This window comes from Curtobacterium sp. BNK-1, assembly GCF_048685235.1.
In the GTDB taxonomy this organism is placed as follows: domain Bacteria; phylum Pseudomonadota; class Gammaproteobacteria; order Enterobacterales; family Enterobacteriaceae; genus Pantoea; species Pantoea agglomerans.
On record NZ_JBLQTJ010000001.1, the window covers coordinates 1744327 to 1766418 of the forward strand.

Here is a 22092-nt window from a genome sequence, read left to right on the forward strand (position 1 = left end):
ACATTCTTTGCTTTCACACCGCGGCCAGTAATATCGCGATATTTGATGATGCCGCCCGCGCACTGGCGCGTGACAATCCACCGCTGAATCATCTGGTGATGCCTGCGCTGCTGGCAGAAGCGGAACGCAGCGGCGGGATGACGACTGCGTTACGCCGCCGTATTGCCCAAATGATTGAAACGTTGCTGCCGCAGTTCGATGCGGTGCTGATCACCTGCTCGACGCTGGGGCCGGTTGCCGGTGATTTCAGCGCGCAGGATCGGGTCATGCGCACCGACGAAATGCTAGCGGAGGCACTGCAGCATCAGGCAGGGCGCAAGGTTGCGCTCTGTGCGGCAGAATCAACGCTGGCGGCGACGCGGGCACTTTTCTGCCAGCCCGGCAGCCAGGTGGAGGTCGTGCTGGTGGAGGGAGCATGGGCGGCGTTTAAAGCGGGGGAGACAACACGCTATTTTGCACTGATTGCAGCAGCAGCAGAGCAGGCTTATCAGCAGGGAGCCGTTACGGTGGCCCTGGCGCAAAGCTCAATGATGCCAGTAGCACAGCAGTTTCCTGACACACAGCGACCATTGACCGGTCCGCATCTTGCGCTGCAGGCCTGCTACGAACTCAGATGACCGTCACACCCTGCTGGCTCAGTGCCTGTCGCAGCGCCTCATCCGGCTGCGTTTCCACGACCAGCGTGCTGGCCAGCGACAGGTCTCCTATGGCAAACGCCGAGGCGGAGTTCAGCTTTTCCGCTGACGCCAGCACCACGGTTTCCGCTGCGCGTCCTGCCAGCGCACGCTTGACCGTCGCCTCTTCGAAATTACCGGTGGTCAGGCCCACCGCCGGATGCACGCCGGTGACGCCCATAAAAAAGAGATCGGCATTGATGCGGTTGATCGACTCCAGCATCGCTGCGCCCACCGTCACCACTGAATGTTTATAGAGCTGCCCGCCAATCAGTATGATCTCCACGAGTGGATGATCGGCTAACGCCAGCGCCACGCTGGGACTGTGCGTGACCGCGGTAAAGCTCAGCGTGGCGGGTAACAGTCGCACCAGTTCCGCGCTGGTGGTCCCGCCATCAATCAGTACGATCTGCCCCGGCTGAATCAGCGAAACGGCTTTTTGCGCGATAACCTGTTTGGAAGCAGTCTGCACGCTTTTGCGTGTTTCAAAGGTGGCCAGCGCAGCGGAAACCGGCAGCGCGCCGCCATGTACCCGCTGCAATAATCCTTCTGCCGCCAGTTCACGCAGGTCGCGGCGGATAGAGTCTTCGGAGAGGCCAAATCGCTGGCTGAGGTCCCGCGACTGCACCTGTTTTTCCTGGGCGAGCAGGGCAAGAATCGTCTGTTTTCGCTGGCTGGATAGCATAACTGGCCTTTGCATGTTTTTTCTTGAAGTTGCACGATTGTGCATGATAGCGTGATGGCTGTCTACCTATCCTGGAGAGCATCATGCAGCAGAACCATCCCCGCGTGCGCATCATCAATGAGCAGTTGCTGTCAGACAACTGGTATACCCTGAAAAAATATACGTTCTCGCTGCTGCGTCGTGACGGCCGCTGGCAGGAGCAGAGCCGTGAAGCCTATGACCGCGGTAACGGCGCAGTGATCCTGCTCTACAACCGTGACAAACGTACGGTGGTACTGACCCGTCAGTTTCGCTTTCCGATTTTCCTTAACGGGCATGATGGCTTTCTGATTGAAGCAGCCGCCGGTCTGCTGGATAACGCCTCGCCGGAAGCGCGTATTGTTGCCGAAGCCGAAGAGGAAACCGGTTTTCGCGTCAGCCATGTGCAGAAGGTATTTGAAGCCTTTATGAGCCCCGGTTCGGTTACTGAGAAACTCTACTTTTTTATTGCCGAGTATGGCGATCAGCAGCGTAGCGGTGAAGGCGGCGGAATAGCGGAAGAGGGTGAGGATATTGAGGTGCTTGAGCTCGATTTTGACCAGGCGTTAAAGGCGATTGACCAGGGTGAGATTGTGGATGCCAAGACCATCATGCTGCTGCAGCATCTGCGGCTGAAAGGCATTTTATAAGAGAACGGGCAGACCGCCGTTAATACGGTCTGCCCGTTAAAGCTTACTGATCCTGCGTCAGGATGCCTTTTACATCGTGCGGTTCAGAACGCAGATACTGTGGCGGAACCTGGACTTTACCATCCAGCGCAGCGGCTGCGTGCCACGGCCAGCGCGGATCGTAAAGTATACCGCGCGCCAACGCCACCAGGTCAGCTTCACCCTGTTGCAGCAGATCTTCTGCCTGCTGCGGCTCAGTAATTAAGCCGACCGCAATCACCGGAATCGACACCTGCTCACGAATATCGCGGGCGAACGGCACCTGATAGTTGGGTCCGACGCTGATTTTCTGGTCTTCTGACAAACCACCACTTGAGACATGAATATAAGCACTGTTCAGCGCTTCCAGCTCACGCGAGAAGGCGATTGACTGATTGATCTCCCAGCCGCCTTCAACCCAGTCAGTGGCAGAAATGCGCACGCCTACCGGCACGGAAGCGGGTACGGCATCGCGAACGGCTTTGAAGACTTCCAGTGGGAAGCGCATACGGTTTTCCAGCGAGCCGCCATATTCATCACTGCGCTGATTCGACAGCGGCGACAGGAACTGATGCAGCAGGTAGCCGTGTGCGGCATGCACTTCGATGAGCTGAATTCCCAGACGCACCGCACGCAGGGCGCTGTCGACAAAGGCCTGTTTTACCCGCGCCAGATCGTCAGTGTTCATGGCAACCGGTTTCACTTCATCCGCGCTGTAGCTCAGTGCGGACGGAGCCACGGTTTGCCAGCCGCCGGCTTCAGGCGCAATCTGCTTACCGCCTTCCCAGGGTACGGCACACGACGCTTTGCGTCCCGCATGGCCCAGCTGAATACCAACCGGAATAGAGGAGTAGCGGCGGACATCTTCCAGAACCGTTTTCAGCGCAGCTTCATTATCATCATTCCACAAACCGAGATCGCCTGGGGAGATGCGACCAATATCCTCTACGGCGGTGGCTTCAATAATCATCAGACCTGCGCCGGAAAAGGCCAGCTGGCCAAGATGGATACGGTGCCAGGCGGTCGCATTGCCCGCCTCAGCGGAGTACTGGCACATCGGCGCAATCACAATGCGGTTATCCAGCGTAAGTTCGCCCAGCGAGACAGTGGAAAAAAGTTGGCTCATGTTATCTCCATGGTTTTTATGACTGACGTGACAGGCAATAACTATAGCGGGGGATTTGCCAGGCGGGTGTTTCTTCAACGTGACATTTTATGACGGCGTGCCGGATTCAGGTTACAGATCAACGCAGCCTGCTGCCTTTGACAGGGGTTATTACGTTAACGGTTCAGCCTGGCGCGCCTTGCTGCTCACGCCCGGCGAACCGGGATGCTGCGTAACGGATAATGACAATCACCAGGGTCTGATATTCAGCTACAGGGTGACTCTCAGACCTGTGCCATTCCGCCATCAACAAACAATTCTGCCGCATTGATAAAGCTGGCGGCATCCGAGGCGAGAAACGCAACGGTGCGGGCAACCTCCTGCGGTTCACCCAGGCGGCCAAGCGGTATCTGTGCTGCCAGCGCATCAAACAAGCCCTGACGCTGATCTTCACTGACCAGATCACCCAGCCCAGGCGTACGGACAGGGCCGGGGCTCACGACATTGACCCGGATTCCGCGATCTTTCAGATCCAGCGCCCACGAACGGGCAAAATTGCGCACTGCCGCTTTACTGGCGCTGTAGACGCTAAAAGCCGCAGTACCCTGCGCTCCGGCAGTCGATCCGGTCAGAATTACCGATGCGCCATCAACCAGCAGAGGCAGGGCTTTCTGTACGGTAAACAGCATGCCGCGTACGTTAGTGCCAAAGATACGGTCAAAATGCTCTTCAGTAATCGCCCCCAGCGGCAGCATGTCGCCGCCCCCGGCGTTGGCAAAGAGAATATCGAGGCGTCCCGCCTGTGCTGCAATTCGCGAGTAAACCTCATCGAGATCGTGCAGTTGTGAGGCGTCTGCGCGGATGCCGCTGACGGTTCCGCCGATTTCAGCGACGGCGGCATCCAGCTCCGCCTGACGACGGCCGGTTATAAAAACCTGTGCGCCCTGTGCCGCCAGCTCCCGGGCGGTGGCCAGGCCAATTCCGCTCGTTCCGCCTGTAACCAGTGCAATTTTTCCTGCGAGTGATGCGTTCATAAGTTCTTCTCCGGATAGTCTCTTAGACAGTTTGGGTTATTCCCGGTCAGCGGGGCTGCCGGACTGATTGCTACTGTAAGAGAGGAGGATTGGCGGATAAATCCGCTAAAATGAAAATGACTATCCACACGGGTGGTGGAAAGCGGCAGTTTTACCCGGGCGGCGGACTCGCTCAATATGCCGAAGGCGACGCTGAGTAAGCTGGTTCAGGAGCTGGAGGCGCATCTTTCCGTCAGGCTACTGCAGCGCACCACCCGACGCGTGACCGTCACCGCAGAAGGGCGTGAATACTATGAGAAAGCGCTGCGCATCCTGCACGATCTCGAGGATATTGATGCCTGTTTCAATTCACTGCGCAGTAAGCCGCGTGGGCAGTTACGCATCGATGTCGGCGGATCTACCGCCAGGGACGTTCTGATTCCGCTGCTGCCTGATTTCTTTGCCCGCTATCCTGATATTACGCTGGATCTGGGCGTATCCGATCGCCCGGTCAATCTTATCAGTGACAACGTTGATTGTGTGATCCGCGGCGGTCCGCTGGTCGATTCCTCACTGATTGCCCGCCTGATAGGGCACGCTACGCTCATTACCTGCGCGACACCCGCCTACCTTAAAGCGTTTGGCGTGCCCGCCTATCCTGATGAACTGCGCAACGGACACCGGCTGGTGAGTTATCTCTCGCCGCAAACCGGCAAGCCATTTCCGCTTCGGTTCGAACGTCATGGAGAGAAAATTGAGATCACCAGTGCGCATCGCATTGGCGTCAATGAAAGCAACGCGCATCTGGCCGCGGGACTGGCAGGGCTTGGGATCATTCAGACATTTAATTATTCGCTGTCGTCGATTCTGCGGCAGGGAGAAATGGTTGAGATCCTGCACGACTGGCGTCCGGCGGGTTATCCGTTTCATCTGGTTTATCCGCAAAACCGGCACGTGACGCAACGGCTACGGGTATTTATCGACTGGCTGGTGGAGTGCTTTCCGGCGCGGGTAGCGGGAGAGGGGAGATCCGGCACCTGAGTGCCGGATCGGGATCAGTTGCCGCGATAGGTAGAGTAACCAAACGGGCTCAGCAGCAACGGGATATGGTAGTGCTCACCGCTGGCTTCCATGTTGAACTCAACCGGGATCTCCGGGAAGAAGGTTTTCTGGTTGTTCTTTTTATAGAAGTCACCGGTTTTAAACACCACGCGGTAGCTACCCGCACTGGCTGTTTTGTCCTGCGGGAACAGGGCGCTGATGCGACCATTGTTATCGGTGACGCCTGATGCCAGTTTCACCCAGTTATCCTGCTGCTTCTGATCCAGTTCAACTTCGATGCCTGCCGTTGGCTGGCCAGTTTGCAGGTTAAGAACGTGCACGCTCAGTGGGTTTTTAGCGGTAGCAGGCTGAGCAGCGATAGCGGATGCGCCAGAGGTCATCAGTAATGTTGCGATCAAGGCATATGAAGTTTTCATCAATGTTTCCTTTATTGATTGTCTGAAGTCGGGTGACAGTGCAGAGAGAGTAATGCGCCTGAGGGCAAAGAGATATTTAGCCGCAGGAAATGTGAAATTTCTGAGAAAGAAGGAAAATGTCTTTAGTTACATCATACAAAGTTTCTGATTAATCATAGTCCAGCACCTGTGCAGTCATAGCTAATCAGGGAACAGAGGCACCAGATGAAATCCTCTCTGAATTCAGCAATAAAACAAAGCCTGGCCCCTGGCGGGCAACGTAGCGATAGCAATCCTCTGATCTATCCACAGAATCGTCTCGTCAGTTATCAACTACCGGACATGTATCGACTCGTGGGCGGGCTGCTTTCCGTCGCGAATGACGTGAGAATGTGAATCCGGCACGTCTGGTCAGCGAGCCGGATACGTACAAAGGTCTGACCGAGACAGGGTGTATAACCGAACGGACTCAGCAGCGGCAGCGGCAGCGGGCTAGGGTAGCGAGCACCGTTGGCGTCCATGCTGAACTTAACCAGAAAAAAACTCTATGCTTTTAACTTTTTTCAGGTGCTCAGGCGCAGTGCTTAATTGCTGAAAATCGATACAGATAGCAGCAAAGTAGTCTGTTAATGACGATAATAGTCAGAGAGGGTAAAAGCTTGAGATAAATAGCGTGCTATTTAGTAGTTTACAATCCAGGTTCGACGTGTCATTGTCCTGCCAACCAGATAGCACACTACTTAATAGCAAGTTAATTGGAACCCTGTGATGAAAATGAAACTGATCGCCAGTGCATTATTGTTAGCCAGCCAGATGAGTACCGCGTTTGCTGCACCCACTGAAAACAGTCCGCAACCGACCGCAGGCGTGGCCGCTTTCCTGAAGGCGCTCAACAGCGGGAGTGGTAAACCGATTGAGCAACTCTCCGTCAAAGATGCCCGAGCGGTGTTGACGGGGGCGCAGAAGGGCGCAGAACTGCCGCCGGCACAGATTTCACAGAAGATCATCACCGTACAGGGCAAGCCTCTGACGCTGACCATCGTTAAGCCCGAGCACGCCAGCAGCACCTTGCCGGTGTTTATGTTCTTCCACGGCGGTGGCTGGGTGCTGGGTGATTTTCCGACCCATGAGCGACTGGTACGTGACATGGTGAATGCATCCGGCGCTGCTGCGGTATTTGTCAATTATCAACCATCGCCAGAAGCCCATTTCCCGGTGGCAATTACTCAGGCTTATGAAGCCACTAAATGGGTCGCCGAACATGGCGCTGAAATTGGCGTTGACGGAAAACGTCTGGCGCTGGTTGGTAATAGCGTTGGCGGTAACATGGTGGCGGCGGTTGCCTTGCAGGCGAAGCAGTTTAAAACGCCGGCCATCCGTTATGATGTGATGCTGTGGCCGGTTACCGATGCGCGTTTCGACACCGCGTCGTATGATCAATTTGCTGACGGACATTTCCTGACGAAGAACATGATGAAGTGGTTCTGGGATAACTATACCGTTTCGGAAAAAGATCGTAATAACATCCTGGCATCACCGTTGCGTGCCACCACTGAACAGCTGAAGGGGCTGCCGCCAACATTGATTCAGACTGCAGAGCTGGATGTGTTACGTGATGAAGGTGAAGCGTTCGGTCGTAAGCTGGATGCAGCAGGCGTGCCGGTTACCGTAACGCGCTACAATGGCATGATTCATGATTACGGTTTGCTGAACGCGTTAAGTCAGGAACCCACGGTCAGAACAGCTATTAATCAGGCGGGTGAAGAGTTGCGTTCGCATCTCAAATAACTGACCGGTCACATGAAACCAACCCCGGACTGAATCTTCGTCCGGGGTTCTTACCATACAGTAAGTTTGAAGGAATCAGTTCGAAGACGCAGGGCAGTGCGATTGCCGGAACACCAGGAAAGAACGGAGCAGTATCGAAGCGATAAGTGCGCTGTTAATATCTTATTTAACATAATATACATTATGCGCATATTGATTATGATCGGGAGCGTGATGCTCTATTGTATGGTCTGCTCACCATTTTGGGCTGATCCTGACTGTTTTCCTCTGTACAGCAAAATCTGTCAGAAACGATCACAACGTCTGCCTGACCTTGTTACTGTCGCTTACTCTGTTCCGAAACTGAAATAATGTGATGCTACGTTATTCAGCATGGCTTTCCCTGCGGGACATCTTCTTCAGCGACTCTACACGCTATCCTCTCATCAACAAACCTGATATCGGAGATTTGCAGCCGGACGATGCAATGACGACTTCGCCCTTTGCGGCTGGCTGGATGCACTGCTGCGCATTCTGACCGTTTCTCTGCTCAGGTGCTTTGCACAACTTAAGCAGTGACGTCGCTACGTGAAAATTAGCGCATTCATCAGGGCTGTCGGCCACAAAAATGCTGTAGAGGCGTCTATGTGCATCACCGCTTTATGTTCATCCTCGTTGATCCTCGTTGTCTGCCGTGCGTACCACTAAATTGTCGTACACGCGTCCACGTGTAACTACGCTTTCTTCACTCCGTTCCTTGCCAGGTTAATCCTGTAATGATCAAGAAAGCCTGAGTCAGCTTTCTGCTGGCTGTCTGGTCAGCCGGACTCATACCGGCTATTCGCATTGCGATTGCAAGGCAGTCACCGCAGCGCAGTGATGCTTTTGCCCTGAGCATTGAAAATAAGAGTCAGTGACATCCGGTCGTTTTCAGCACTATCAGCGACACGCAAAATGAGGTGTAACGTCCCTGCTCTGTCCTGTCATCCAATAACTATCTCGTATAATCTGACAAAAAAGCAGAACGTAAATTTCGCACAGCAAGAATGATTCTTCGTATACAAAATCTGAATGATAACGCCCGGGAAAGAAATAAATATAGATCTCTTTTCTTTTAATGACACTGACCAAAATAGTGATGTTTCCATGCACTAAATAACTGATTTAGATCAATATTTATAGTAAGTGCGTCAATTAACATCTTTGTTACCAGGAGTATTCTTAATAAAATGGGATGTGAACTATAAATATCGTCGCTAATTTTTTTATAAAAGCCATTTAAAATGCAGATCGTTTCAATGAAGTAAGGGAGAAAGCAATAATAGAGTCAGTAAAAAATCATTTATCAATGCCATCATAGTGGCCGCTATATACAAAATTGATCACTGAACAAAATTCGCTCATATTTAGCATTGAGTGCGGAATTTTTATTGATCAAAGTGGCGTTATTTGCGAAATATTCCTAACGGACGTAAAAAAATCCTGGTCTCTCAGCACTGCTGAGGGCGTCGTCGCCCTTTTTGTCCCGAATTTTCAACAAATATTACTCCCGCCCGTGGAGGTGACCCCTTAAGAAAAATCCGAATGAAGAAAATAGCGGATAATTTTCATCGCCTTGAAACGCGGAGATTTTTATCGATAAAATAATCACAACTCTCGCAACAACGCCAAAATATTATGATAAAGATAACCAGAGAGGAAATTCGCTGCGCCAGTTGTAAATATGGCTGTGATCTCACCCATCGCGCATCAGACATTTATAACAGATGTCCGTTGCAAAAAATTACCACCTGGCCTGGAGGGAATCATTTTTTCTCTTCATCCATACTCAGCATGGTCGCTGGAAAATATGAGAGCCTCTTTTGCAGAGGATGTGTATTCGTTGACTTCTCCAGGGAAAATGTCAGGTATTTTACCAATAGCAACTGGATTGAGTATTTGAAACATACGGGATTAATGCTGATTATCGTCAGTGATCGCCATATGGAGCCGCTTGCGGCGTACTGGCAAAAAGAGGACCTGCGTATACAAACTGTGATTTATGCCGATTTGTCCCTGGATGAGATAAACAGACAAATCCAGGGCTGTTATTTCGGTTTAAAAGGCGAGGTCAGGAAAAAAGTGAATGCACTTAAACAGGATGAAGTTCGGTTCCTTGATCTGGCGATGAACGGACTGTCACTGCCGATTATTGCCAGAGAAATGGGAGTTGAAGTCAAGCGTGTTTATAACATCAAAGATGCCATTCGCCGGAAAATGGGCATCAGCCTCAATCAGTTATTTTCCGCATAATTATGATAAAGGAGTATTAAATGAACACCAAATTCAGAACGCTTAATCTTGCTGTGTTAATCAGTGCCGGGCTGGTGTCAGCCAGCGTGTTTGCAGCTTCAGATAACACCATCAACTTTCAGGGAGAAGTGACCACTGAAACCTGTTCTGTTTCCGTAAATGGCAACAATGCGTCCCCTGTCGTGCTGCTGCCAACGGTCAGTACTACGGACCTTGCTGCCTCTGGTGCAACTGCGGGTGATACCACCTTCACCGTGGGCGTTAGCGGCTGCGCCGGGGACAGTACCTCGGCCACCAAAATCTCGACGGTGTTTGTGGGGAATAACGTTAGCGCTGCCGGTAATTTATCTAACACCGGAACCGCAAAAAATGTTGAGGTACAAATCCTCGATCCGAAAGATGCGGTGGTTAATCTGACCAGTGGTTATACCGGCAGCGGTGATCTGACACTGCAGACCGGTGAAACTTCTGGCTCTGCCACCTACTCTGCCCGTTATTACGCATCAGGCACGCCAACGGCGGGTACCGTTACCGCATCACTGCAATATGCCGTGACTTACCAGTAATATTTTTCGTGCGTATCTGGATAGCCAGATACGCACGCCACGCTTGAGATATCCGACATGTATTCGCGCATTATGCTGTTCCCATTAAAAATGGTAATACTGATTTTTTTGATGACGTTTATTTCGGATAACGTCCAGGCAAGCGTCACTATTCTTGGCAGCCGAATTATTTATCCGGGTAATGCTCTCTCCGTCGATGTTCAGTTAAAGAACAACGATAATATTCCTTATGTCATTCAGGCCTGGCTTGATAATGGCAATATGGATTCGCAACCTGGCGATAAGAGTGACGTGCCTTTTATTATCACGCCACCGCTGTTTCGGATCCAGCCTCTGACCGGCCAGGTTTTAAGAATCCGATTCATACCTAATGTCTCATTACCACAGGATCGCGAGACGATTTACTGGTTCAACTCCCTGCAGATCCCCCCCGGTAATATTCAGGCGGAATCAGGCCGTAACAGTATTGTTTTAATGTTACGTAACCGCATGAAACTCTTTTATCGTCCTAAAGCGATTGGTCAGCCGGTTAATGTTTTCGACGGTGTAAAAGTAACGATGCAAAAAGAGGGGGTTGAAATCAACAACACTCAACCCTGGTATCTCTCACTTACAGAGGTTGCAATAAAAACAGCAGGCAAAAAAACAGCCTGCGAAGCCGAAATGATTGCACCCTTTGCCAAAAAAATAGTCAGGTGTAAACCGGCAACGCACTCTTTATCAGCTAATAGCGTGATTTCTCTTTCAGCAATGAATGACCAGGGAGCTAAAGTCAGTGAAGACTATCCGATTGCAGGCAGGTAATATCCGCATCTTTTTTTTGCCTCTCTGTGCATCATTTACTTTTTCACCGTATGGACACGCTGATGAATACTACTTCGATCCTTCGCTGTTTAAAGGTTCCGCCTTTGGCCAGAATATTGATCAGTTTAACCATCAGACTATCGCCCCCGGCAACTATTATGTCGATATCTATGTTAACAATAAGCTGGTTAAAAGCGGCGTCACCCTGAACTTTCTGTCAGCTGAGAAAGGTCAGCCGATAGAACCTTGTCTCCCGCTGACGGTGGCTGAATCATTAAGCCTTAAGTCACTGAATAAATCCTCAGCCAGCGAGGGCTGTCAGCCCTTGCGTCACTGGTCATCAGCGGCCCGCTGGCAATTTGATCAGGCTTCACTGCGGCTGCAGTTCACCATTCCGGATGCGGAGTTAATTCATCTTCCCAGGGGAAATATTCCCGTCGCCGAATGGGATAAAGGGATCTCCGCCCTTTTCATCCGGCATAACACCAATTATAGCTGGACGGAAAATAGCGCTTCCGGTTACAGATACCAGTATCTCTGGAGTGGCATCACGGCGGGCACTAATATTGATAACTGGCAGCTGCGCCATCAGGGCAATCTGCGGTTTATCGACAATAACGTTACCGGCAGCGACGTTCGCTACACAACGGTCAGAACCTGGCTTCAGCGCCCCATTGAACCGCTGAACAGTCTGCTGACACTGGGCGACAGCTATACAGAAAGTTCGCAGTTTGGCAGCCTTTCTTATAATGGCATTAAGCTCACTACCGATGAAAGGATGCGTCCGCAAAGCCGGCGTGGTTATGCGCCCGAAATTCGCGGTGTGGCCTCCTCCAGTGCCCGGGTTATCGTCAGGCAACTGAATCGCGTTATTTATGAGACCAGCGTGGCGCCTGGTCCCTTCGTGATCAACGATTTGTACAATACCCGTAGCCAGGGCGATCTCGATGTTGAGATTATTGAAGCCAATGGCAAAACGTCCTCGTTTACCGTTCCTTATGCCTCTGTGCCTGATTCGGTCAGGCCGGGAAACTGGCATTACTCGGTTGCACTGGGTCGGGTACGGCAATTCTACTCAGTTAATAACACCTTCTTCGAAGGGCTGTTGCAGCGCGGTATCAGTAACCGACTGACCGCTACGGCAGGATCGCGGCTGGCTCAGGACTATCAGGCCTGGCTGCTTGGCGGTGTCTGGACTTCGGCAGCGGGCGCAGTGGGATTAAACACCACCTTTTCTGATGCAAAGGTCGCACAGAACAGAAATGCTTCGGGATGGCGCGCCGAGCTAAGCTACAGCAAAACCTTTGCTACCGGCACCAACCTGGTCCTGGCCGCCTATCGTTACTCAACCAGCGGTTATCGCGACCTGCAGGATGTGCTGGGCGTTCGGCGCCAGCAGGACAATGGCATCAGTTACTATTCAGATACGCTGCATCAGCGTAATAATTTTTCTGTGACCCTGAGTCAGTCAATGGCCGATTATGGCTTAATCAGCCTGAGCGGCAGCACGGCGGATTACTATAATAACCGGTCACGTATTACTCAGCTTCAGTTAGGTTACAGCAACAGCTGGAATAACATCAGTTACAGTCTCAACGTTGCCCGTCAGCGTACTACCTGGAATTATGATCGTTTCGGGCTGAACCTGGACGATGGTGATAACGCATACCGCGAGAAATATACCGAAAATACCGTTTCACTGAATGTCTCGGTTCCGCTGAACTGGGGCAATCACACTACCTCTGTGGCCTATAACTACAACCAGTCTAAAGAAACGCGCAATTCGACGCTCTCACTGACCGGTTCATCTGGCGAGAACAATCAGCGATCCTGGTCCCTGTATGGCGGAACCGAAAATACGCAAAGTAACAGCGGCCACAGTGTCTCGTTCGGCGGAAATATTCAGCAGAATACGCGCGCAGGCGCGGTCAGAGCGAATTATGGTCAGGGGGATAATTATCGCCAGGCTGGATTAGGGCTTTCTGGTACGTTGCTGATTCATCGCGGCGGCGTCACCGCCGGACCTTATACCAGCGACACTTTTGCGCTTATCCATGCGGATGGTGCCCAGGGCGCCAGCGTACGCAATGGTCAGGGTGCCGTCATTGATCATTTTGGTTACGCTATCCTGCCGTCGCTGACGCCATATCAGGCCAACACCGTCAGCCTTGATACACGCTATATGAATGCTGATGCCGAATTAAGCGGCGGAAGCCAGCGCGTTGTGCCCTATGCCGGTTCCGTTACCCGAATTAATTTTGCCACGCTGCAGGGTAAGGCCGTCTTAATCGCGCTCAAAAATGAAGATCATGAAATCCCGCCAATGGGCACCGAGGTCCGTGATGCTGATAATACCGTGATAGGTATTGTGGGCCAGGGTGGGCAATTATATGCACGTGTACCGCATGACTCTGGAACCTTAAAGGTAAACTGGGAATATAAGGGCAATAAAACATGTTTTGTTAATTATCAAATAACCGGTCGCGTGAATGAGAATATTGTTCGCCTGGATGCTGTCTGCCATAAGGGTTAATCGTGTGAGAATCGAAAAATATTTCCTGTATATCTTATTATTGCTGTTCAATGTGCCCACCTGGGCTAATTGCAGCGTTGTTACCGCCACATCCTCGTTGTCTCAAAGCGCGATTGCAGCTGGTTATACCGCCGCCTACTGGACCGGCGCTTGCGACACCTGCTCAGGGAATGTGGGCCTGCCATCTGTGATCAGCATCAATAGCGGAAAGACCTTCCAGCCCTCTGGCACACTGCTGGCCAGCTCGGTAGGCAGCTTTCTGTCATCGGCCAGCAATGTTTCCTACTCAGCTAACCAGATTCTTTACCGCTGCGCCGTGGCAGATGCAGACAGTTTGTATGAGATGTATGCCACCAATGGTGACAGCCCCTATGCCGGTCAATATATTACCTCTGAAGTGGACGGCGCCTATTATGATGTCGCTGCAAATGTTGCCGTCAGGCTAACTAACCTGACAACCGGCGAATATTACAGTCGCTACTGGAAAGCCCGACAGCTGACAGCCAGTGACTGGTATTCTGATGGCACCTATATTTATATTCCGGCCAGTGCTTTCAGCAATGTGCTGTATGAAATGTTTAAAATAGACTCTACGCGCTATTACGCCAGCAACAGCAATCGCTATGTGGACAACTGGACACAACCTCGCGGATATATTGCTTTTAAAGGACCCGGGCTGGATACCAATAATCTGAAAGTGGGCCAGGATAGTCTCTCTTACTGGTATGGTTTTTACCGTAACTGGCCCGCTGCATGGAGCACCTTCTCAAATGTCACCTATGTGCGTGGCGCGCTATGCGAAGTCCAGGATTATCCTTCGGTGGTGCTGCTGCCTACCGTAAGCGTGAATACCCTTGCCGCGGGCGGGAAAAGTCAGGCTCCTTTTACTATCACTATCCAGTGCGAGTCCGGTGCCATCTCCGGCACCAGTACATCGACGATCACGTCAGCAAATGTCGCTATGGGCTTTCTCGTTAACCAGTCAAATGCGGTAACGCAGGCAAGAAATCTGGGGCTGACTACAGCTGGCGGCGGGTTAACCTGGCTGCTGGATACCCACTATGGTAGCAGCGCTGCCGCCTCCGGCGTCGGTATAAAAATTTATGACAGTCATAATATGGCGCTCAATTTACTGCCTGACAGAACAGTGACGGGCACGGGCAACAGCCGTGGCTGGTATGCCTATAAAGATTTAACGTCGCAAATCTCCTCAGGAGGCGCTGATATTTACAGTGGTGATTTCACCGCCTCTCTTGAAGCGCTCAGCGGGCAAACTATTACAGCAGGAACAGTCAATGCGCAGTTACAGGTTGTGGTCAGTTTTCAGTAACGTCGTTGTGTTATCTGGCGTCCTGCTCTCATTCAGCGTCTGGGCGGTGGTCAATGTGGATAAAACCCGGATCGTTTTCAATCAATCGGATCTGAGCCAGTCTGTTAACGTCGTCAACAGCGGCGGAAACGAAACGTATTTGCAAATCTGGACAGATGACGGTGACCTGACTCTCTCACCCGACGCCAGCATCACGCCCGTCATAGTCATACCGCCGGTGGTAAAAATGTATCCGGGAGAAATGCGATCGTTGCGTCTGGTACTCACTTCACGTCAGGCGCTGCCCGCGGACAAAGAGAGCCTCTACTGGTTAAATATTTATCAGATCCCTGCGCTGAAAAAAGAGCTTAACGCGGCTGAACGTAAAGTGGTGTTACCGCTGCGAATCCGGCTAAAAATCTTTATACGGCCTGAGGGACTAAACGCCCCGCTGACCACCGATCCGGAAAAGCTCCGTTTCGCGGTAAAGGGAAATAAAATCGCCATAACCAACCCTACTCCCTGGTTCATGAGCATGAATGTCTATTCTGAAGGTCAGCCATCAATAAAAAATCTCACTCTTGCCCCACAATCTGATGCTTACATTGACAGTCACACTCCGCCTAAACCCGGTGAGTCAGTGAGTTATGCGGTGATCAATGACCAGGGGATTCCGGTTAACTACACGACAACCTTGAAGTAACCGGACGGGAATGCCATCTGCCGACAGGCAGAGTGCACATAAAACCGACCTTTTGCGGCAGTCCAGGGCGTCGCTACATGAATTCTGCGCATCTGATGGGGCTGGCAGTACGCAGAATTTACCTACGCATGGCGTTTTGAGAGGCTGAAGAGGCAGTTCCGCAAGACAATCCATTTTAGCCGCGCTAGAGTTGCTGGCTTCCACTGTTTCAACGACGAGAAAAAATGAAGCGCTTATTTGTCTATGGCACGCTCTGTCCGGGCCGCGAGAATGCCCATATCCTGGAAAATATTGGCGGAGAATGGCTGGCCGGTTCGGTGAACGGTACCTTCTATCAGCGCGGCTGGGGCGCAGCGGCTGATTTTCCGGGCATCGTTCTGGATGAGCATGGGCCCGACGTGCCGGGTTATCTGTTTCTCTCCGACCAGCTGGACGCCCACTGGCCGATGCTGGATGCGTTTGAAGATGGCTACGATCGCGTCGAGGTTCGCGTTTCTGCCGAGGATAATCGGCAATACAGTGCGTGGATTTATCAGCTTCAGCCGCAGGAAAGCCGCTGAGCTATTACCGCTGAACTTTTCCTGCATCAACCCTGCTTTCCTGCATTGGGATGCGCGCGCCCTGCTCTTATTGTCTGCTGACCCTACTTTCCTGTCAGACAATATATACGGGCACGTTGCCTGATTCTCAATTTAATTAAGAATCAATGTATGATGTAACTAAAATAAGATTATCCGCTCTGGTCCCGGCAAGCGCTCTCTTAGCCCCACCAGCCAGCCCTGTTATACCGGGTTAATCTGGCCAGCGCTGATGTGGAAACAGTGATACCCGAATATTAAACAGATGGATTAAGGGCGCAACTGCCACACTCTCCTCTCGGGCGATCGGCTCCAGTCTTAGCAGCAACAGATCCAGCTCTTCCAGCAGATCCTGATGTGGCGCTAACTGCAGCGACTTCATCTTGCGCTTCAGGTATAGCGCCAGCTCGTGAAACATCTGACCACTATCAATCTGATGACTCTCCAGCACCTCACGATAACGTGCGTAGAAGTCATAACAGTTGGCGCCCAGCCAGGTTTCAGTAATCAGATAGCCCCCCACCACGATATCCGGCACCGGATCGAGCCTTTTACGCGGCAGAATGATATTCACCCGGTCGAGCATCCGCGCAATAAATTGCTGCCGTGACAGTAGCGTGGCGGAATTGCGCTCCACCATTTTAATAAACCCTAACAGATCGCGCAGCCCTCGTTGCACCGCTCTTCTGGCTATCCATGACGGCCGTTTGTTGCGGATCAACGCCGTCAGCACTACCGCAAACATAATCCCCACCATCGAGGAGATGGCCGCATTCAGCGTGACGATCAGATTCGGGACATAGTGATGGCTTAAGCCGATAAAACCGGGGATCTGGATGGCGACACTCAGCCCTACCAGATTGGTCGCCGGATTGGCAATCACCAGGCTCAGCAGCATCAGACCGGGCAGCAGTATGATCATCAGCGCCTGTAAGGTATTGGCCTGCGGGATCAGAAAAGCGATGTAGAACAGGCTGACCACCAGCGCAATCATCACCCCTTTCACGAACAGCTTCATCGGCGTTACCGGGGAATCGACACCAGCAAAAAATGAACTGATAATCGCCGCCATTAGAGGTGCATTCGCCCCATCGGCCCAGCCGCTGCCGATCCAGAACAGGCTGGAGAGGAAGGTCGCCAGAAATGCCGTCAGCGCGGACAGCCGTAACAGTCCCTTATCGATATGCCGGTGTTCCCGGATATTGCGGATCGCCGCCCCATCCCCGTGGCTGTAGAGATCCCCTGCGCGCGCACTGACATTCTCATAAGCATCGGCAATGCGCACAAAGTTAGCCAGCCGCTCAAGCAGACCAATCAGCAGCAGGCTCTCTTCGGTTGCCAGCAGCCCGGCCCGCCATTCGTGCTCCAGGGTTGCCTGACTGGCAGCAATCGCTTCACGCAGTCCGGCAATATCGTTAATCCGATCGTGATGCAGCCACAACAGGAACTGCTGAAACACGTCGGTGACGCACGGCGGAAAACGAATATTCAGTTCGGCCAGCACACCCAGCCGTGATTCAATCGCCGTCAGTGTCGGCAGCAGATAAGTCAGATGCTGATACTGTACGCTGACCAGACGGATGACATTACGCGCCGCTTCGCCCTCATAGACGCAGTGGGTCAGCAGCGTTTCAACATTCAACGGATAACCCGCCATCTGAATCAGGATATCTTCGCGCTCCAGCGATTTGTTCTTTGCCATTCCGCTGATCAGTTCATCACAGAGTTTGCGCGCGTTCTGAAACCAGAGATTAACGCTCTGCCCCAGCAGATGATGCATCGAAACCGGAAACATCAGCCGGTGAACCAGCGTGCTGCAAAGGATGCCCAGCGTAATCTCCTCAATACGTGAAACTACGGTGTTGATGATTGCCAACGGTGACTCAACGTCTGGAAATCCCATAATCGCTGCGCTGTAGCCAGCCAGCATAAAGATATAGCTCTTCGGCGTGCGGTCATGCAGAGAGAGCCAGAGGCAAACCGTTACCCACAGCGATACGCACAGGCTGAACAACACTGGCGACTGCACCGTTTCGGGGTAGATCAGCAGAATAAAGATGCCGCCCAGCAGCGTGCCCAGCAGGCGAAACAGCGATTTCGAGACGGTCGATGCTGCATAGAGTTGCGAGGTGACAAACACCGTGGTCAGCGCCCAGGCGGGTTTTTCGAAGTTAAGAACGAGCGCCACAGAGAGTGCGATAAACGCGGCAAAGGAGGTTTTGCAGGCAAACAAAACGGCGTTTTTGGTAAACCATTTCATCGAATGAGAGCAACCAGGAACTTTCTGAGGCGCGTATCCTGACAGATGCGCCTGCGTTTTACTCTCAGTTAAATTTTACAAATTATTACCGGCCGCATCAGGCCGGTTAAGCCCCTACTGGCGCACCAGTGCACGGCGCTTATCCAGTAAAAAAGGGCGCAGATAGCCTACCGTGTTCGAGAGCAAAATCACCTCTTCGGCAAGCTCAATCTTCAGCACGTCTGTGAGATACGCTTTGCGCTGAGTCATTCGTTGCCAGAGATCGGGAAAACGACGCGCCAGCTCATCACGCAATGCCGCGTCCGCCAGTCCAACCGTATCCTCTATACTGCAGCCGCCATAACCCGGCACCGACGGGATAATATCAATCTGCAGCAGCATACCGCTTTTCAGTGTCACGGCTGAATCGGGATAGATGGGCGAGCTTAGCCACTCTTCGTCAGCCACCAGATGCCCCGGATTAAGATGCCAGCCATACTGCGCTTTCGGCAGCACCGTTTCGATAAGCGAATAGAGTTCGCCGCCGGTGATCCCGATACGCAGCTGCTCCAGCCAGCTTACCACCGCATGATAATAGGGGATCGCCAGCCGGGTCAGCCAGTCGGAGACGTTACACTGTAACTCAGAGGCTTCACTGACCACGTAAGCCGAGCGGCTGGTCAGCCCGCCTTTGTAGCCGGTGGTAAGAGAAAGCTTGTCGCCTGTCGCAATCCGTTTATCAGACGGATAGAGCCGGGCCTGGGCGAAACGATCGCCGGTCGCGGCAATCGTCACCACCGTGTTTGGCTGCCCTTCTGCGTTCAGACGTGCGCCTAACGCCTTCTCTGTGACGCCCGGCGCTACGCTATCCAGCGCAGCCAGCATCGCGGTTGAAGCAAGATTGGCCCCGGCCTCATAAAACGCCACTTCATCGGCGCCGTTAACGCAGCGTGCACCGTTGTCAGGCGAGATAAACAATCCGGTGGCGTTTACCAGTTGCGCATCGCCGCCCGCTGCCTGCGCCGCCGCGGCATAGATGAACTGCGGCAGATCAAACATCCCTTGCTGCCTGCCGGTAAATAACTTCCAGCCCACCAGCCCGGTGCGTTCTCCCGCCACTATCCCTGCCTCTGTTAACAGCTGATCCAGGGGCTGCTCCCCGCGCATAGGCTGGTTGGGCAGAGAAAAGACCGCCGCATGCAGACAGCGTCCCGGATTGCGGGCAAACGGCACCAGCTTGAGGTTCTCATTACCCATGATATAGGTGAGCTCGCCCTGCTGAGTCACCACCAGCAGCGCCTCCTCGAAGCGCGGAATGAATCCCGCCAGATATTCAAAATTGCTGCCGTGCTCTTTGTCGGCATAGATAATCAGTTGCGCAATCTGCTGCTGCTGCATCCGCTCAATAATGGCGGCCAGACGGCGATGCAGTGTTTCATCAGATATTACAGGGCTGGCAGCACCGGGAAATGCCGGCGGTGACGGGATTGTTTCCAGGGCATAGCGATTGGCATCCATAACGCACTCCAGTGGCCAGATTGACGGGGTTTGATTTCCATTCCCAGGGTAAACCTGAGCTTTAGCCTGTAGGGTGCCACAATCACACAACTTACTCGTTGCGTGTTATCAAAAGAGGGACATTCACCTGTAACAGAGACAAAGAAGCCCGCGCTAAACGGGCTCTCTGTGTTATTTGATGGGCACGCCTGCATTCTCCAGCGCTTCAGCCTTTTCGGGATATAACTCCGACGTTCCGGCATTCATAATCACCGCTCCACAGCGGATGCAGTGATCGCCCTTTACATCTGGCACAACGTCCTCCGGATTACCCGTATTAAGACTGACATCGCGCGTGGCGTACACAAACGCCTCTCCTTCACATCCCGGACACTTCATACCATGACTCTCCTGTTAAGCCTGTCAGATAAGCATAGCCGACAGGCTTTTAGCCATACACATGAGGAGAGGTTTTTCAGGATATTGCCAGCTCATAAGCGCCATCACTCTTTGTGCCGCAGCCGCTCCAGCATAATCAGTGAATGACTAAAAATGGCGTCGGCGATGTGCTGCGGGAAATCGGGCGGCAAGGCATCGCGCACCGAGACCACTGCCTGGGGAAAGGCCTTAATAAAGAAGTCGAAGATCTGCTGCAAACTGTCACGATCAAAACTGACGCTTTTTGCCGTGGCGATAAAATGGCGCGGGAAGATTTTGTCGATCTCTGTCTTCTTCCCCTTAGTGGCACGCAGACCCATCGCCAGTTTCAGCGCTCGCTTGTTCAGACCGGTGCCGCCCAGTACCGGATAAGCGGAGATCACATCATAAAAGGGAGTCAGTCGATAACTGCCGCCGCGCTCAATAAACAGTGAGAAGTTCTTGGCGTGACCGTCGGTTGCGCCAATCAGCCACTGAAACACCTGGAACATCATAAAGCGATAGCGATCTTCGATGGCGTTGCTCGATCCCATCAGTATCTGCATGATCTCCGCAATGCCTGGCCCGCCATCCGACTCATATTTGGTTGAAGATGGCAGTCCCAGCGCCTGACAGAAATCCTCCTGCGGCAGGCGAATCAACCGGGTTTTATCGCGTGACCAGCGGCGGTCGAAACGTTCTACCGCCAGGGCGCGCATCTGTCCGGCACGAATAATCGTTGCCTGCGGCACGTCGATACCGAGTGCACGGGCCAGCGCCAGACAGAGATACTCATTCTCCACACTTTCACGCATATCCAGCGTCGCGGCCGGCTGTTTAATCTCTCCGATCGGCAGCTTAATGATGTGCGAGGTGGGCGTGGCACCGGCAGGAATGCTGCAGCCTTCATCGGTCAGCAGCAGTGCGGTTTTCTCCTGCGCCCCCGCGACCGAGATACGGAAATCGGTCTCTTCACGCAGCATCCCCAGCGGGATATCTGACTGATAGGCCGACAGCACGCTTTCGAGCCGGGTTTCATCCAGCACTTCATAGCGGGCCTGCAGTGCGGGCAGTGGCATATCGGGCGGCAGCAGCATAGTCGCCCCGACGCTGTCACGTCCCACTTCCTGCAACAGATCAAAGGGCTGACGGGATTTAATCTGGTAACGCGCCACGATTCTGTCGCGAATCAATGGGCTATCCGGCAGCAGGTTATCGAAGAAGTTAATCACGGCGTGTGAGGTGAGAGCCTTTACCTGCAACGGCATCGAAAGTGACAGCGGCCTGGAGAGCGGATTACTCAGCCAGCCGGTATCATACTGAAACTCATGAGCGCCGTTTCGCTGCCGGGTGAGTACGCCTACCCGCTCGCCGTTCATCCACGCAATCAGCCTTTGCATTACCACTCATCCTCATCATGCAGCTGAGGCGCACCGGCCTCCTCTTTCTCCTGAACTTCCAGACTCAGCTCCAGCGACTGTAACAGCTTAAACAGCGTTGCCAGCGAGGTACTGTCAGGGGCATTTTCAAAGTGAGAGATGGTGGCCTGTTTCAGGCCGACCTTTTTCGCCAGCTCACTTTGGGTCCAGCCATTACGCTGACGAATGAGCTTTAGCCGGTTTGCCAGCTGTAGCGGGCTGTATATCATGGGGTGGCTCCTTCTGGATCACAGGCTGTAAGCATAGCGCAGGGGCATTATCCCCGACAGGGTATAAAACAGCTTTTACCCCCTGAAGGGGATAACAATTACTTTATACCCTATAGCGG

At 52.8% G+C, this 22092-nt stretch carries 20 protein-coding genes; 11 read left to right on the forward strand and 9 right to left on the reverse strand.

The features are described 5' to 3' along the window. Nucleotides 1-95 precede the first annotated feature (95 nt). On the forward strand, nucleotides 96-617 hold the full coding sequence (locus tag ACMGGP_RS08315) for a hypothetical protein (RefSeq protein ID WP_498798343.1): 522 nt from the start codon (nucleotides 96-98) through the stop codon (nucleotides 615-617). Here ACMGGP_RS08315 and ACMGGP_RS08320 read toward each other — a convergent pair. Continuing rightward, nucleotides 610-1374 carry a DeoR/GlpR family DNA-binding transcription regulator gene (locus ACMGGP_RS08320; RefSeq protein ID WP_498798344.1) on the reverse strand — a complete coding sequence of 255 codons (765 nt, stop codon included), beginning with the start codon at nucleotides 1372-1374 and terminating at the stop codon, nucleotides 610-612. The genes ACMGGP_RS08315 and ACMGGP_RS08320 overlap by 8 nt on opposite strands. A 68-nt stretch (nucleotides 1375-1442) precedes the next feature. On the opposite strand from ACMGGP_RS08320, the gene ACMGGP_RS08325 reads away from it, so the two are divergent. Continuing rightward, nucleotides 1443-2027 carry an NUDIX domain-containing protein gene (locus ACMGGP_RS08325; RefSeq protein WP_498798345.1) on the forward strand — a complete coding sequence of 195 codons (585 nt, stop codon included), beginning with the start codon at nucleotides 1443-1445 and terminating at the stop codon, nucleotides 2025-2027. Between the two features lie 43 nt (nucleotides 2028-2070). On the opposite strand, the gene ACMGGP_RS08330 is transcribed toward ACMGGP_RS08325, so the two are convergent. Both ACMGGP_RS08330 and ACMGGP_RS08335 read right to left on the reverse strand, forming a co-directional pair. Then, complete coding sequence (locus ACMGGP_RS08330) at nucleotides 2071-3171, reverse strand: NADH:flavin oxidoreductase/NADH oxidase (protein WP_031592311.1); 1101 nt, start codon at nucleotides 3169-3171, stop codon at nucleotides 2071-2073. A 263-nt stretch (nucleotides 3172-3434) separates the two neighbouring features. Further along, a complete protein-coding gene (locus ACMGGP_RS08335) occupies nucleotides 3435-4184 on the reverse strand; it encodes a glucose 1-dehydrogenase (RefSeq protein ID WP_089414182.1) in 750 nt (249 codons plus the stop codon). Between the two features lie 135 nt (nucleotides 4185-4319). Between ACMGGP_RS08335 and ACMGGP_RS08340 the strand changes: the two genes are divergently transcribed. Further along, nucleotides 4320-5204, forward strand: a complete 885-nt coding sequence (locus ACMGGP_RS08340) for a LysR family transcriptional regulator (RefSeq protein ID WP_498798346.1) — start codon at nucleotides 4320-4322, stop codon at nucleotides 5202-5204. Nucleotides 5205-5218: 14 nt separating this feature from the next. On the opposite strand, the gene uraH is transcribed toward ACMGGP_RS08340, so the two are convergent. Further along, nucleotides 5219-5641 (reverse strand): hydroxyisourate hydrolase, encoded by a 423-nt coding sequence (uraH, locus tag ACMGGP_RS08345; protein ID WP_010244915.1) that lies wholly within the window; start codon nucleotides 5639-5641, stop codon nucleotides 5219-5221. 747 nt (nucleotides 5642-6388) lie between these two features. On the opposite strand from uraH, the gene ACMGGP_RS08350 reads away from it, so the two are divergent. The 8 genes from ACMGGP_RS08350 (at nucleotide 6389) to ACMGGP_RS08385 (ending at nucleotide 16154) form a co-directional block, all read left to right on the forward strand. Then, nucleotides 6389-7408, forward strand: a complete 1020-nt coding sequence (locus tag ACMGGP_RS08350) for an alpha/beta hydrolase (protein WP_010244912.1) — start codon at nucleotides 6389-6391, stop codon at nucleotides 7406-7408. Between the two features lie 1656 nt (nucleotides 7409-9064). Then, the gene (locus ACMGGP_RS08355) at nucleotides 9065-9679 is read left to right on the forward strand and encodes a LuxR family transcriptional regulator (protein ID WP_487345336.1); all 615 of its coding nucleotides are present in this window, start codon (nucleotides 9065-9067) and stop codon (nucleotides 9677-9679) included. A 20-nt stretch (nucleotides 9680-9699) separates the two neighbouring features. Further along, a complete protein-coding gene (locus ACMGGP_RS08360; protein WP_033767254.1) occupies nucleotides 9700-10245 on the forward strand; it encodes a fimbrial protein in 546 nt (181 codons plus the stop codon). 57 nt (nucleotides 10246-10302) lie between these two features. Then, on the forward strand, nucleotides 10303-11049 hold the full coding sequence (locus ACMGGP_RS08365) for a fimbria/pilus periplasmic chaperone (RefSeq protein ID WP_010670151.1): 747 nt from the start codon (nucleotides 10303-10305) through the stop codon (nucleotides 11047-11049). Then, nucleotides 11021-13582, forward strand: a complete 2562-nt coding sequence (locus tag ACMGGP_RS08370; protein ID WP_264366825.1) for a fimbrial outer membrane usher protein — start codon at nucleotides 11021-11023, stop codon at nucleotides 13580-13582. The genes ACMGGP_RS08365 and ACMGGP_RS08370 overlap by 29 nt, the downstream gene beginning before the upstream one ends. Beyond that, nucleotides 13548-14912, forward strand: coding sequence for a fimbrial usher protein StbD (stbD, locus tag ACMGGP_RS08375; protein ID WP_498798347.1), 1365 nt, complete (start codon nucleotides 13548-13550; stop codon nucleotides 14910-14912). Before ACMGGP_RS08370 ends, stbD begins: the two co-directional genes overlap by 35 nt. Then, nucleotides 14878-15594, forward strand: a complete 717-nt coding sequence (locus tag ACMGGP_RS08380; protein ID WP_010244896.1) for a fimbrial assembly chaperone — start codon at nucleotides 14878-14880, stop codon at nucleotides 15592-15594. Before stbD ends, ACMGGP_RS08380 begins: the two co-directional genes overlap by 35 nt. A gap of 224 nt (nucleotides 15595-15818) precedes the next feature. Next, nucleotides 15819-16154: a gamma-glutamylcyclotransferase family protein gene (locus tag ACMGGP_RS08385; protein WP_022625647.1), complete on the forward strand. Its 336-nt coding sequence runs from the start codon at nucleotides 15819-15821 to the stop codon at nucleotides 16152-16154. 232 nt (nucleotides 16155-16386) lie between these two features. Here ACMGGP_RS08385 and ACMGGP_RS08390 read toward each other — a convergent pair whose 3' ends face one another. The 5 genes from ACMGGP_RS08390 to hipB all read right to left on the reverse strand — a co-directional run bounded on the left by ACMGGP_RS08390 (nucleotide 16387) and on the right by hipB (nucleotide 21973). After that, nucleotides 16387-18432, reverse strand: a complete 2046-nt coding sequence (locus ACMGGP_RS08390) for an FUSC family protein (protein ID WP_033757657.1) — start codon at nucleotides 18430-18432, stop codon at nucleotides 16387-16389. A 114-nt stretch (nucleotides 18433-18546) separates the two neighbouring features. Further along, the gene (locus ACMGGP_RS08395; protein ID WP_498798348.1) at nucleotides 18547-19929 is read right to left on the reverse strand and encodes a M24 family metallopeptidase; all 1383 of its coding nucleotides are present in this window, start codon (nucleotides 19927-19929) and stop codon (nucleotides 18547-18549) included. A gap of 171 nt (nucleotides 19930-20100) precedes the next feature. Beyond that, a complete protein-coding gene (locus ACMGGP_RS08400; protein ID WP_010244885.1) occupies nucleotides 20101-20307 on the reverse strand; it encodes a type II toxin-antitoxin system MqsA family antitoxin in 207 nt (68 codons plus the stop codon). A 104-nt stretch (nucleotides 20308-20411) separates the two neighbouring features. Continuing rightward, nucleotides 20412-21725 carry a type II toxin-antitoxin system HipA family toxin gene (locus tag ACMGGP_RS08405; RefSeq protein ID WP_498798349.1) on the reverse strand — a complete coding sequence of 438 codons (1314 nt, stop codon included), beginning with the start codon at nucleotides 21723-21725 and terminating at the stop codon, nucleotides 20412-20414. Continuing rightward, a complete protein-coding gene (hipB, locus tag ACMGGP_RS08410) occupies nucleotides 21725-21973 on the reverse strand; it encodes a type II toxin-antitoxin system antitoxin HipB (protein ID WP_010244879.1) in 249 nt (82 codons plus the stop codon). Before hipB ends, ACMGGP_RS08405 begins: the two co-directional genes overlap by 1 nt. Between the last annotated feature and the right edge of the window lie 119 nt (nucleotides 21974-22092).